The organism is Pseudomonas reinekei, from assembly GCF_001945365.1.
Taxonomy (GTDB): Bacteria; Pseudomonadota; Gammaproteobacteria; order Pseudomonadales; family Pseudomonadaceae; genus Aquipseudomonas; species Aquipseudomonas reinekei.
In genome coordinates, this window is sequence record NZ_MSTQ01000001.1 from 433,357 (window position 1) to 446,091 (window position 12,735).

12 protein-coding genes are annotated in these 12,735 nt (G+C 60.4%); 8 read left to right on the forward strand and 4 right to left on the reverse strand.

What is annotated here, in order from left to right; translation table 11 throughout:
- Nucleotides 1-75: 75 nt before the first annotated feature.
- On the reverse strand, nucleotides 76-552 hold the full coding sequence (locus BVK86_RS01945) for an MEKHLA domain-containing protein (protein WP_075944803.1): 477 nt from the start codon (nucleotides 550-552) through the stop codon (nucleotides 76-78).
- A 309-nt stretch (nucleotides 553-861) separates the two neighbouring features.
- Here BVK86_RS01945 and BVK86_RS01950 point away from each other — a divergent pair, with 309 nt between their 5' ends.
- From BVK86_RS01950 to BVK86_RS01960, 3 genes are all read left to right on the forward strand, one after another.
- Nucleotides 862-1,605, forward strand: coding sequence for an SDR family NAD(P)-dependent oxidoreductase (locus tag BVK86_RS01950; protein ID WP_075944804.1), 744 nt, complete (start codon nucleotides 862-864; stop codon nucleotides 1,603-1,605).
- Between the two features lie 226 nt (nucleotides 1,606-1,831).
- Nucleotides 1,832-2,893 carry a M4 family metallopeptidase gene (locus tag BVK86_RS01955; RefSeq protein ID WP_075944805.1) on the forward strand — a complete coding sequence of 354 codons (1,062 nt, stop codon included), beginning with the start codon at nucleotides 1,832-1,834 and terminating at the stop codon, nucleotides 2,891-2,893.
- Nucleotides 2,890-3,213 (forward strand): protealysin inhibitor emfourin, encoded by a 324-nt coding sequence (locus tag BVK86_RS01960; protein WP_075944806.1) that lies wholly within the window; start codon nucleotides 2,890-2,892, stop codon nucleotides 3,211-3,213. Before BVK86_RS01955 ends, BVK86_RS01960 begins: the two co-directional genes overlap by 4 nt.
- Nucleotides 3,214-3,229: 16 nt before the next feature.
- Here the strand turns inward: BVK86_RS01960 and BVK86_RS01965 are convergent, their stop codons facing one another.
- A complete protein-coding gene (locus tag BVK86_RS01965; RefSeq protein ID WP_075944807.1) occupies nucleotides 3,230-3,568 on the reverse strand; it encodes an FKBP-type peptidyl-prolyl cis-trans isomerase in 339 nt (112 codons plus the stop codon).
- Between the two features lie 276 nt (nucleotides 3,569-3,844).
- On the opposite strand from BVK86_RS01965, the gene tcuC reads away from it, so the two are divergent.
- On the forward strand, nucleotides 3,845-5,137 hold the full coding sequence (gene tcuC / locus BVK86_RS01970) for an MFS transporter (RefSeq protein WP_075944808.1): 1,293 nt from the start codon (nucleotides 3,845-3,847) through the stop codon (nucleotides 5,135-5,137).
- A 24-nt stretch (nucleotides 5,138-5,161) separates the two neighbouring features.
- Nucleotides 5,162-5,938 (forward strand): substrate-binding domain-containing protein, encoded by a 777-nt coding sequence (locus BVK86_RS01975; RefSeq protein ID WP_075944809.1) that lies wholly within the window; start codon nucleotides 5,162-5,164, stop codon nucleotides 5,936-5,938.
- Here BVK86_RS01975 and BVK86_RS01980 read toward each other — a convergent pair.
- A complete protein-coding gene (locus BVK86_RS01980) occupies nucleotides 5,928-6,842 on the reverse strand; it encodes a LysR family transcriptional regulator (protein ID WP_075944810.1) in 915 nt (304 codons plus the stop codon). The genes BVK86_RS01975 and BVK86_RS01980 overlap by 11 nt on opposite strands.
- A 160-nt stretch (nucleotides 6,843-7,002) precedes the next feature.
- Here BVK86_RS01980 and BVK86_RS01985 point away from each other — a divergent pair, with 160 nt between their 5' ends.
- Both BVK86_RS01985 and BVK86_RS01990 read left to right on the forward strand, forming a co-directional pair.
- Nucleotides 7,003-8,811, forward strand: coding sequence for a monovalent cation:proton antiporter-2 (CPA2) family protein (locus BVK86_RS01985; RefSeq protein WP_075944811.1), 1,809 nt, complete (start codon nucleotides 7,003-7,005; stop codon nucleotides 8,809-8,811).
- Between the two features lie 88 nt (nucleotides 8,812-8,899).
- Nucleotides 8,900-10,000, forward strand: coding sequence for a DNA alkylation repair protein (locus BVK86_RS01990; protein ID WP_075944812.1), 1,101 nt, complete (start codon nucleotides 8,900-8,902; stop codon nucleotides 9,998-10,000).
- Between the two features lie 33 nt (nucleotides 10,001-10,033).
- On the opposite strand, the gene BVK86_RS01995 is transcribed toward BVK86_RS01990, so the two are convergent.
- Nucleotides 10,034-10,930, reverse strand: a complete 897-nt coding sequence (locus tag BVK86_RS01995) for a LysR family transcriptional regulator (protein ID WP_075944813.1) — start codon at nucleotides 10,928-10,930, stop codon at nucleotides 10,034-10,036.
- Between the two features lie 121 nt (nucleotides 10,931-11,051).
- On the opposite strand from BVK86_RS01995, the gene BVK86_RS02000 reads away from it, so the two are divergent.
- Nucleotides 11,052-12,701, forward strand: a complete 1,650-nt coding sequence (locus BVK86_RS02000; protein ID WP_075944814.1) for a GMC family oxidoreductase — start codon at nucleotides 11,052-11,054, stop codon at nucleotides 12,699-12,701.
- The last annotated feature ends 34 nt before the right edge of the window (nucleotides 12,702-12,735 follow it).

A 12,735-nucleotide genomic window follows, 5' to 3' on the forward strand; every position in this document is an offset into this window, starting at 1 on the left:
ACTCCCCCTGCGAAATAAGGAACGCCGCTCTCGGTACTCGAAAGCGGCGTTTTTTTGCCTGATCGACGGACGAATCTAGTCGAGTTGCCCCACGCGCTCCGGGTCTGGCCAGAACAACGCCGCCTGGCCACAGCGAGCGCCCTGCTCGTCCAGCAACGTCCAGACACTGCCTTGATGAATCATGAACGCTTGCCCCATGCGGTCCACCCGATAGCCGCTGTAGCCGTGGGCGATGCCCTTGGCCGTCACTTGCTCCAGAAGGGCCTGGCGCATTTCCCGGTCCAGCGGTGATGCACTGAACCGCGAAGGCATGCCGACGAACTGCTCACGCGGGTATTTGAAGCTGGCGAGGGCTTGCTCGTTGGCGTAATAAAACAGCGGATCGGCCTCAGTGCCATGAGCCAACAAGGCATACGGCGCGTGGCTATGCAGCCAGACCAGCCGCTGGTCTTCGCTCAGCGAGTCCGGCGCAGGCAATCGTGCGCCGGTCCAGTGTCGGTAAGCAGCATCCAGCTGTTGGACCATCTCCCGGAATTCATTGAATGACGCCATGGTTTTCCTGTCAGGAATTGCTTGATTGAAAGGTGAGCGGCTCCGACGCTACTGAAAATCCGTGCCAAAAAACAGACCCAGTTTCATTTCTTTTAATCAGCTCATAGATTTGAAATACGTTCCAAGTCACTGTAAATCCGAGATTTTCAACCCAGTCAAAAAGACCAAAAGACGTCTTAATGACAACATTCAGATAGAGTCATATTAACTACAACCTAGCTGAAACGCCTGTGCTGCAAGTCTCTTCAGATTGGCCCGCTTTTTGGTACATGACCTGTGAAAGCTCACTGACCAAAAAGGAACTCGTTAATGAACACTACGTTTCAGGATCGTCTCGCCGTCGTTACCGGTGCCAGTTCGGGCATTGGCCTGGCCGTCACCGAACGACTGTTGGCACAAGGTGCCCGAGTGTTGGCGATGTCACGCCAGATCGGTGGCCTTGGGGAGCTGGCAGATCGCTTCGCGACGCAACTGTCTTGGGTCGCAGGTGACGTGACCCAACCCGCCGATCTGGCGCGGCTGGCCAAACAGGCAGCGACCATGGGCCCCGTGAGTTATCTGGTGCCGAACGCGGGGATTGCGGAACTGGCCGATGGCCTTGATCTGACGGCGTTTGACCGGCAATGGGCGGTCAACGGAGCCGGTGCGCTGAACACCCTGGCGTGCCTGCGCGAACACTTGGCGGCTTCGACTTCGGTGGTGTTCATCGGCACGTTCCTGGCGCAAGTGACCTTCCCTGGCCTCGCCGCCTACATCGCCTCCAAAGCCGCGCTGATTCACCATGCCCGCACCCTGGCCGTCGAGTTGGCGCCCCATGGCATTCGCATCAACACGGTGTCCCCAGGCCCGACCGCAACGCCGATCTGGTCAACACTGGGCTTGAAGAGCGAAGAGCTGAACGAAGTCGCCACCGCGGTTAACCAGCGGCTGTCAGGTGGTCAATTCCTGGAGGCTGGCGCCGTTGCCGACGTCATTCTGTTCCAGCTCGGCAACGGTGCGCGCAACGTCATCGGCCAGGACTGGGTCGTCGATAGCGGTTATACGATCCGTTAATATTTCTATAGATATCAATAAGTAGAGATACATATTTGATGCTTGTTCGAGATTTTTCGAACGCTCATCTGATATCCATGCCTTCAACCCGAACAGCGCGCTGATCTCCTTGCGACCCAAGGCGGTCAGCGCCAGCCCTTCACACTCGCCAGCAACCGGCACGGAACCGAACGCGCGCAGGCCGGATCACATCGGTATCGACATCTATCAAGCCATGGATGCACTGATGACCGACTCACCAGCACTGCGCAGTTTCATCCCGCCTTACATTCTCAACCGCATCATTGCCCACGGTTCAGAGCCGCAGCGCACGGCGGCGATGACCACCCTGCATCACGTCCAGGGCCTGCTGCCCAATCCCGGCGTACCTTCGCGGCCACCGCAGCGGGCGATTCTGCCGCCGCCCGGAAAACCCGGAGTGGCCCAGCGCAGCGTGCACGATGCGCAGAACAAGATGCTCCTGCCAGGAATGCCGGTGCGCCTGGAAGGTCAGCCGGCCACGGGCGATGCGGCAGTCAATGAAGCCTACGATGCGTTGGGCGCCAGCTATGATTTCTTCTGGAAAGTGCTGGGCCGCGATTCGATCGATAACAAAGGCTTGCCGCTGGTCGGCAGTGTGCATTACGGCCAGGGGTACGAAAACGCTTTCTGGAATGGCGCGCAAATGGTCTTCGGCGACGGCGATGGGGAGATATTCCAGCGCTTCACCCGCTCGCTGGATGTGGTCGCCCATGAATTGGCCCATGGTGTGACCGAAAGTGCGGCAGGGTTGATCTATGCCAACCAGTCTGGGGCATTGAACGAGTCGCTGTCGGATGTGTTCGGCATCCTCACCAAGCAATTCGTCCTCGGCCACACCGTCGAACAGGCAGACTGGCTGATCGGGGCGGACTTGCTCACTGCCAGGATCAACGGCAGGGGCCTGCGCTCGATGTCCCATCCCGGCACGGCCTATGACGACCCGCTGCTGGGCAAGGATCCGCAACCGGATCACATGCGCAAATTCGTCATCACCCAAGAGGACAATGGCGGCGTGCACATCAATTCCGGCATTCCCAATCGCGCGTTTTATCTGACGGCACGTGCACTTGGCGGGTTCGCCTGGAAGAAGGCCGGAGTAATCTGGTACGACGCCCTGTGTGACAAACGCCTGAGTCCGGACGCCAGTTTCAATGCGTTCGCCCGGTTGACCATCGAACATGCCGGCAAGCGCTTCGGCGCGCGGGAAGTCGACGCCGTGCGCCAGGGCTGGGCTCAAACGGGTGTTGAGATCACGGAGAACGTATGAAAACTCTACCTGCATTGGGCGACGACGCCCGGGTTCGCCTGTCCCGCCAAGGCGGCTTTGCGCCGATTCACGCCTTGAGCCGACCGCGCGAGATTGAGTTTGCACAATGCGATATCAACCAGCGCACCCGCATCTACTCGGTGCTGGAGGGTTGCCTGCCCCTGGACAGTGTGGTTTCCGGACGTAGCGACCAGCGCTTCTATCAGATTGAAGTGAGCTATCGGGCGGGCGAGCAAGAAAACCAGATGGTGCTCAAGGTACCGGAGGACCGGGCGCCGGGAGAGCTGGTGCATTTGTGGGATACGGGGGAGCTGGTGTAGATCTCCCCCGCTGCTGTCAATCATCCCGCGTCAGCACTTCCAGTAACTCGATCTCGAAAATCAGGTTCGAGTTGGGCGTGATCTTGCCCATCGTGCGCTCGCCATAGGCTAGGTGCGCCGGTACCAGCAACTTACGCTTGCCACCGACCTGCATGCCCACCAAGCCCTGGTCCCAACCCTTGATAACCCGCCCTGTGCCAATCACGCACTGGAACGCTTTGCCCCGACTGTAGGAAGAATCGAACTCAGTACCATCCTCCAGCCAGCCACGGTATTGAGTGGTGATCAATGCGCCTTTGACCGCGGCTTTACCCTCACCCACCCGCAGATCGATTACTTGAAGCTCGTCATTCATTAAATTCACTCGTCTGCTCATTTGCCCAACGGCCTGATGGGCGCCGTTTTCCCAGATTTGCCCGCGGATGGCAACCATAGCCGCCTCTGACCTCGGCGACATAGCGGCTCCGACCTTGGTGTAGCAGGCTCACTCCCACATTGATCCGCTTCACGCATCAATGCATTCCAACAATGCAATTAACATATCGATCGCCTTGCTCCACCATTCGCCTCAATAAGAACCGTGCGCCGCGTCCAGGTAGCGCACGTCATAAAAGCGGTGGAGTATTTATCGATGACAGCTTCAATCCCGCGAGGGCGCTCGCGCGCCAGCGCCATTTTCCGGGTCACCTCGGGTAACTTTCTCGAACAGTTCGACTTCTTCCTTTTCGGCTTCTACGCCACACAGATCGCGGCCGTGTTTTTCCCGGCCAGCAGCGAGTTCGCCTCGTTGATGATGACCTTTGCGGTGTTTGGCGCAGGGTTCCTGATGCGACCGCTGGGCGCGGTGGTGCTGGGTGCTTACATCGATGATGTCGGACGGCGCAAAGGGCTGATCGTCACCCTGTCGATCATGGCCAGCGGCACAATCCTGATTGTGCTGGTCCCCGGGTACGAAACCATCGGCCTGTTCGCCCCGGCGCTGGTGCTGATTGGCCGGTTGCTGCAAGGGTTCTCCGCCGGTGCAGAAATGGGTGGCGTCTCGGTGTATCTCTCGGAGATCGCCACACCGGGCAATAAAGGCTTTTTCACCAGTTGGCAATCGGCCAGCCAGCAAGTGGCGATCATCGTTGCTGCGGCGTTGGGCTATGGCCTGAACCAATGGCTGGCGCCGTCGGAAATTGCCGACTGGGGCTGGCGGATTCCGTTTTTCGTCGGCTGCATGATCGTGCCGTTCATTTTCTTCCTGCGCCGTAACCTGGAAGAAACCGAAGAGTTCGCCGCCCGCAAACACCGCCCAAGCATGGGCGATGTGTTTCGCACGCTCGCGCAAAACTGGGTGATTGTGTTTGCCGGGATGATGATGGTGGCCCTGACCACCACGGCGTTTTACCTGATCACGGTGTACGCGCCGACGTTCGGCAAAACCGTGTTGCACCTGAGCACGTCCGATGCATTGCTGGTGACTTTACTGGTGGGCGTCTCCAACTTCTTCTGGCTGCCGATTGGCGGTGCGTTGTCCGACCGCATCGGCCGGCGTCCGTTGTTGATCGCCATGGCCTTGTTGGCGCTGGCCACTACCTATCCGGCGCTGTCGTACCTGGTACAGGCACCAAGCTTCATCAACATGCTGTTGGTGTTGCTGTGGCTGTCGTTCATTTACGGTTTGTACAACGGCGCAATGATCCCGGCGCTGACGGAGATCATGCCGGTCGAAGTGCGGGTCGCAGGTTTCTCTCTGGCTTACAGTCTGGCCACCGCCGTGTTTGGCGGCTTTACCCCGGCGATGTCGACCTTCCTGATCCAGTACACCGGCGACAAAGCGGCACCCGGGTACTGGATGAGTTTCGCCGCGCTCTGTGCGCTCTGCGCGACGCTGTATCTCTATCGCCGCGCCAGCGGACGCCTGCAACCCGCCCTTTCGTAACCCTGCCTTGTTAGAGAAAACTTCATGAAAAAGCTATTCAACGTTGCAGCCCTGAGCTTGCTGGTCAGCCTGGCCCTGAGCACGGCGGCACAGGCCGAAGAGATACGCGTGATGACCTCCGGGGGCTTCACCGCGGCCTACAAGCTTCTCGGCCCGAAGTTCGCCGCCGCCACCGGCAACACCCTCGACACCGCCCTCGGTCCGTCGATGGGCAAGGCCCCCGAAGCGATCCCCAATCGCCTGGCCCGCGGTGAACAAGCCGACGTGGTGATCATGGTCGGCTACGCGCTGGACGATCTGATCAAGCAAGGCAAGATCGACCCGTCCTCCCGGGTTGAACTGGCGGATTCGCGGATCGGCCTTGTGGTGCGCGAAGGTGCACCCAAGCCCGACATCAGCACCGTCGACAACCTGAAAAAAACCTTGCTGGAGGCCAAGTCCGTGGCCTATTCCGACAGTGCCAGCGGCGTGTACATCGAGCAGCAATTGTTCAAGCGTCTGGGCATCGAAGCCCCCCTCAAGGCCAAGTCGACCATGGTGCCGAAAATCCCCGTGGGTTCGGTGGTTGCCACCGGGGACTATCAGTTGGGCTTCCAGCAGGTCAGCGAACTGCTGCCGGTGCCAGGGGTAAGTTTTGTCGCGAAGATTCCGGAATCGGTGCAGTCGGTTACCCGCTTCGCCGCGGGTATTCCGGTCGGCGCGCAACATCCGGCGCAAGCCAAGGCGTTGCTGGAGTACATGGCATCAGCCCAGGCACAAGCGGATGTGAAAGCCACCGGCCTGGACTCCGTCAGCCGCTGACTGTCGGCGGCTGAGCTTTCATTTCCACCACCAAACGCTCCAGTTCCAGTGCTGCCGGGGTCAGGGTGCGACCCCGGCGCTTGATCAAACCGACGCTGCGCATCACTTGCGGATCGGTCAGCGGCACCCGCGTCAGAATCGGGTGATCTTCGCCCGGCATCGCCATCAAGGGCACCGCAGCGACTCCCAACCCCGCTTCCACCAGACCAATCATCGTCGTCACATGCCGTGTTTCGCAGATGCTCGGCCGCTGTGGGACCACGCCGGTCAACGCCTGATCCAGCAAAAAACGGTTGCCCGAGGTCTTGTCCAGCGAGATGTAGTCCTGCTGATAAAACTCGTCCCAGGTCACGCTGGTGCGGCCCGCCAAGGGATGATCGCGCCGACAGGCCACGACGTAGCCCTCCTGCACCAGCGGCTCGAAATCCACTTCGGCCTCCAGTGTCCCCATGAAGCTCAGGCCGAAATCCGCTTCACCATTGACCACCGCACTCAACACCTCATGGGCACTGGAGTCGAGCACCTTGACCTTGATCCGCGGAAATTGCCGGTGATAGTGCGCGACGACGCGGGGCATGAAGTAGTACGCCGCCGACGGCACGCAAGCGACGGTGACATGGCCCAGCCGGGTCGAAGCGACTTCGCTGATGCCCAGCAAGGCCACATCGAGATCGTCCAGCAGGCGCTCGACGCTGGGCATGAAGCCACGCCCGGCCTGGGTCAGGCTGACCTTGCGGGTGGTGCGCTCGAACAACCTGACCCCGAGGGCGTCTTCGAGCTTTTCAATACGTCGGCTGAGGGCCGGTTGGGAGATGCGTACGGTATCGGCGGCCTTGCGAAAGCTGCCCTGCTCCACCACGGCGCGAAAGGCTTGCAGATCGTTAAGGTCGAAATTGATGGCCATGGTGGATCTCGGCGCCTGGATCAGATTGATCCGCTTATTCTATGAATGTAACCAATTAATGCAAAATGTAACACCTAAATTCAAACGCTATGCTGACGCCACCGGGTCGAGCCTTTATCCTTGTCGCCCCCCGCCGTACCGAGTTAATGGAGTTTTAGCCATGCCCCATGAAGGCAGTCTTTTGCAAGCCGCAGTCGTATTTCTGCTCGCGGCCGTGCTCACCGTCCCCCTCGCCAAGCGCCTGCAACTGGGCGCGGTGCTGGGTTACCTGTTTGCCGGGGTGATCATCGGCCCGTCCGTGCTGGGGTTTGTGACCAACCCGGAAAGCGTCGCCCACATTTCGGAACTGGGTGTGGTGCTGCTGCTGTTCATCATTGGCCTGGAGTTGTCGCCTCGACGGTTGTGGGTGATGCGCAAGTCAGTGTTCGGCGTCGGCCTGGCACAGGTGCTGCTGACCGGCATCCTGTTGGGCGTGCTGGCGCTGTTTGTGTTCGGGCAACCGTTGAACAGCGCCATCGTGCTGGGCCTGGGGTTGGCACTGTCCTCCACCGCGTTCGGCTTGCAGAGCCTGGCCGAACGCAAGGAGCTGACCAGCCCCCATGGACGCCTGGCCTTTGCGATTCTGCTGTTCCAGGACATCGCCGCGATCCCGTTGATTGCCATGGTACCGTTGCTGGCCGGCAGCGATCAAAACGCCACGGCCGTCGACGATGTGAATCAGGGCCTGCGGGTGCTGGTCAGCATCGCCATCGTGGTCATTGGCGGCCGCTACCTGCTGCGCCCGGTGTTCCGCGTGGTCGCCAAAAGCGGCTTGCCGGAAGTGTCCACCGCAACTGCATTGCTGGTGGTGATGGGTACCGCCTGGCTGATGGATCTGGCGGGCATTTCCATGGCCCTCGGCGCGTTTCTTGCGGGCCTGCTGCTGGCAGACTCCGAATACCGCCACGAACTGGAATCGCAGATCGAACCGTTCAAAGGCCTGTTGCTGGGGTTGTTCTTCATGAGTGTCGGCATGGGCGCAAACCTCGGCCTGCTATTGCGCGAGCCCATCGTGGTGCTGGGGCTGACGCTGCTGCTGATCGCCGTCAAGTTGCCGCTGCTGTATCTCGTGGGGCAACTGGCCGGCGGCTTGAACAAGGTCAGTGCGATACGCCTCGGCATCGTGCTCGCCGCAGGCGGTGAGTTTGCCTTCGTGGTGTTCAAGATCGGTCGTGACAATGGTCTGTTCGACCTGCGGCTGTACGACTTGCTGGTGCTGGCGATCACCCTGTCCATGGCACTCACCCCCTTGTTGCTGCTGGTCTGTGCGCGCCTGGCCCGGCCCAAGGTGCAACCGGTGGAAGTGCCAGAGAAATTCCGTGAAATCGACGCCGATAAACCCCGGGTGGTGATCGCCGGCATGGGCCGTATGGGCCAGATTGTGGCGCGTATCCTGCGGGCGCAGAACATCAAGTTCGTCGCCCTCGACACCTCGGTGGAAACCATTGAACTGTCGCGCAGCTTCGGCGGCGTGCCGGTGTTCTACGGCGACCCGATGCGCCCGGAAATCCTCAGTGCGGCCAAGGTCGGTGAAGCCGAGTTCTTTGTCATCGCCACCGACGACCCGGACGCCAACATCAAGACCGCCGAACTGGTGCACAAGCTTTATCCGCACATCAAAATCATCGCCCGGGCGCGTAACCGTCAACACGTGCATCGGCTGGTGGATGTGGGGGCTCACGCGGTACGTGAAACCTTCTACTCAAGCCTCGAAATGAGCCGGCAGACGTTGATCGGCCTGGGCTTGACCCAGGCTCAGGCTGATGCGCGGATCAAGCGATTCAAAGATCACGACGAACAGGTCCTCGAAGCCCAGCATGCGATTTACGACGATGCGGTGAAGGTCAAGCAGACGGCGCAGGAAGCGCGGGCGGAACTGGCGCGGTTGTTTGAGTCGGATCAGCTGGAGGAGCAAGCCAGTAAACATTGAGGTGGCTGTACTGGCGTCATCGCGGGCAAGCCCGCGATGAACGATGACGCGGTCTACTGGATAAATAACGACGAACAAGGGACTTACAATGGCTGCCGAGCAATCCTCCCCCGCGCTCAAAGAAATCTTCAACGCAGAACGCCTCCAGCACATCGCCACCGAGATGACGGCGGTCTATCCGGCGTTCGACGCGAAGGGCTTCCTGAAACTGGCCAGAATCGGCCTGGCGGAGCTGTCGGTGATGCAACGCATGGCCCGCGTCAGCGAATGCCTGCATGCGGTGCTGCCACTGGGTTATGACGCATCGCTGGAGGTACTGCGCGCCCTCGCGCCGCGCCTCAACAGTGGTTTTGTCTGCATGTGCCTGCCGCAGTACGTGGCGACCTACGGCGCCGATCGCTTCGACGTATCGATGGACGCGCTCAAGTACTTCACCACGTTCGGCTCCTCGGAATTCGCCATCCGCCATTTCCTGCGCAGGGATCTCGAACGCTCGCTGGAGCTGATGCACGACTGGTCACTGGACGATAACGAGCATGTCCGGCGCCTGGCCAGTGAAGGTTGCCGTCCGCGCTTGCCGTGGTCGTTTCGCCTGGAGCAGGTCCAGGCCGACCCGCGTCTGGCGGCGAAGATTCTCGATAACCTCAAGGCGGACACCAGCCTTTATGTGCGCAAGTCCGTGGCCAACCACCTCAACGACATCACCAAGGATCATCCCGACTGGGTACTGGACGTGATCGAAGGCTGGTCGCTGGACAACAAACACACCGCGTGGATCGCCAAACATGCGCTGCGCAGCCTGATCAAACAGGGCAACCAGCGGGCGTTGGCTATCATCGGCGCCGGTGGCAAGCCAGAAGTCGAGATCGTCGATGTGCGAGTCAACCCGCCAGTGATTGGCCTGGGGGAGAAAATCACCCTGTCCTTTGCCGTCAAATCCACGGTCGCAGACAGCCAGCGACTGGTGATCGACTACGCCATCGATTACGTGAAAGCCAACGGCAGCACCTCGGCCAAGGTGTTCAAGCTCAAGGCCCTGACGTTGCCCGGTAATGGCACGGAACACCTGAGCCGTGGTCAGCACATCAAAGAGCTGACTACTCGCCGGCATTATGTCGGTCGCCACGCCGTGCACATCATGGTTAACGGCGAACGGCTGGCCAGCACAGCCTTCGACATCCTCCCCTGAAACACCTAACGTAGGCGCAGCCTTCGGCAGCGCCTAGAGCGGTGGTTGTCCGAGCAGCAATGCTTGCTCGCGCTCGCACAACTCGACCACATAATCCCACATCACCCGCAGCCGCACTGACTTGTGCAGCTCCCGCCGGGTGCTCATCCAGTAACTGCGCAAAATGCTTTCATCGGGAAACAGCGGCACCAATCCGGGGTCGTCGCTGGCCATGTAGCACGGCAAGACAGCAATCCCCAGGCCCGCTCGCGCGGCCTGTTGCTGGGCGATCACGCTGGTGCTGTGAAAGACCACCTGTGGATTGCGGCAGAAGCTGTTGAGGAACATCAATTCCTGGCTGAACAGCAAATCGTCGACGTAGCCAATCCAGGCGTGGCGCCCCAGGTCCTCGCGGCTGCCCAGCGGTGGCGAACGGTCGAGGTAGTCCTGACTGGCATAGAGAGCCAGCCGATAGTCCGTGAGTTTGCGGGTGACCAGCATGTCAGCCGAAGGGCGTTCGAGGTGGATACTGATTTCCGCCTCACGGTTGAGGATGCTGACAAAACGCGGCACCGCCACCAGTTCCACTTCCAGCCCCGGATAGCGTTCGAACAAGCCGTTCATGCGGCTGGAAAGGAACATGATGCCCAACCCTTCGGTAACCCCGACGCGGATCTTGCCCAGCGGCGCCGTGGACTGAGTGATTTCCTCCTGGGCCAGCAGCGCGACATTTTCCATCGCTTCCGCATGTTTGAGCAGCGCTTCGCCGGACGGCGTCAATTCATAACCCTGGGCATGCTGCACGAACAGCGCGGTGCCGAGGCTCTTTTCGATGGCCTCGATGTGCCGCGCCACGGTGGCGTGGGTGGTGTTCAAACGACGGGCCGCCGTGAGCAAACGCCCGCTGCGCTGCAACTCGAGAAAAAACCGCAGGTCATTCCAGTCGAACATCGTCCATCCTTAGGTCGTCGTTGTTTAAAAACGCACAGCAGCTGCGCAAAAACTAACATTCTTTTGACGAAAGCTAACAACTAGGATGACCGACAACAAGAACAACAAGACGAGGTCAGGGATGCAGTCTTCCCTTGATGAATACGATTACGTCGTGGTCGGGGCCGGGCCTGCCGGTTGTCTGCTGGCCAATCGATTGTCGGCCAATCCGCAACAGCGAGTGCTGCTGCTCGAAGCCGGTGGCCGCGACAACTATGCATGGATTCATATTCCTGTCGGCTACCTGTTCTGCATTGGCAACCCGCGCACCGACTGGTGCTTCAAGACCGAAGCACAAGCGGGCCTGCAAGGCCGCAGCCTGAGTTACCCGCGCGGCAAGGTGCTGGGTGGCTGCTCGTCCATCAACGGCATGATCTACATGCGCGGCCAGGCCGGGGACTACGATGGCTGGGCGGCCGACGGCAACCCCGGCTGGCGCTGGCAGGACGTGTTACCCCTGTTCAAGAAAAGTGAAAACCACTTTGCCGGCGATTCCGAATTTCACGGTGCCAGCGGCGACTGGCGGGTCGAACGCCAGCGGCTGTCATGGCCGATCCTCGATGCGTTCCGCAGCGCCGCCGAGCAAAGCGGCATCGCCAGCATCGATGACTTCAACCAGGGCGACAACGAAGGTTGCGGTTACTTCCAGGTCAATCAGAAGGCGGGCATTCGCTGGAACGCGGCGAAGGCTTTTCTCAAACCCGTGCGCCATCGTCCCAATCTGACCGTGTTGACCGGCGTTGAAGTCGACCGCGTCCTGCTGGAAAACGGCCGCGCGTCAGCAGTCGGCGCCCGCTGGCAAAATCAGGCGAAGACGTTCAAGGCGCGCAAGGAAATTGTCCTGTGCGCCGGCTCCGTGGGTTCGCCGAGCATTCTGCAACGTTCTGGCATCGGCCCTCGCCCGCTGCTGCAACGCCTGGGCATCGGCGTCGCTCACGAACTGTCTGGTGTGGGCGACAACCTGCAGGATCACCTGCAACTGCGGCTGATCTACCAACTGGAAAACGCCCGCACTCTTAATCAAATCGCCGGCAGCCTGTGGGGCAAAATGGGCATGGGCCTGCGCTACCTGTACGACCGCAGCGGCCCGCTGTCGATGGCGCCAAGTCAACTCGGCGCATTCGCCCGCTCTGGGCCGGAACAGACCTCGGCCAATCTTGAATACCACGTGCAGCCGTTGTCGCTCGAGCGTTTTGGCGAACCGCTGCATGCATTCCCGGCGTTCACCGCGTCGGTCTGCGATTTGCGCCCGCAAAGCCGTGGCCGGGTGGAAATTCGCTCTGCGAACCCGCAGGAAGCACCGCTGATTCAACCGAATTACCTGAGCCATCCGGAGGACTTGCGGGTCGCCGCCGATGCGATTCGCCTGACCCGGCGCATCGTTGCCGCCCCGGCCCTGAAGCCGTTCAAACCGGTGGAATACCTGCCCGGCGAGAGCCTGCAGAGTGAAGAACAACTGCACGAAGCCGCCGCTCGAATCGGTACCACGATTTTCCACCCGGTGGGCACTTGCCGAATGGGCAATGACGCCGATGCGGTGGTCGACGCCGAACTGCGCGTACACGGCATCCCCGGCCTGCGCATCGCCGACGCTTCGATCATGCCGCGCATCACCTCGGGCAACACCTGTTCGCCGACGCTGATGATTGCCGAAAAGGCGGCACAACTCATTCTGAGTTCGGTTGCAAACACAATCCCTGTGGGAGCGAGCCGGCTCGCGATGACGGAATGACATTCAACATCAATGTTGCCTGTTCTAACGCTTT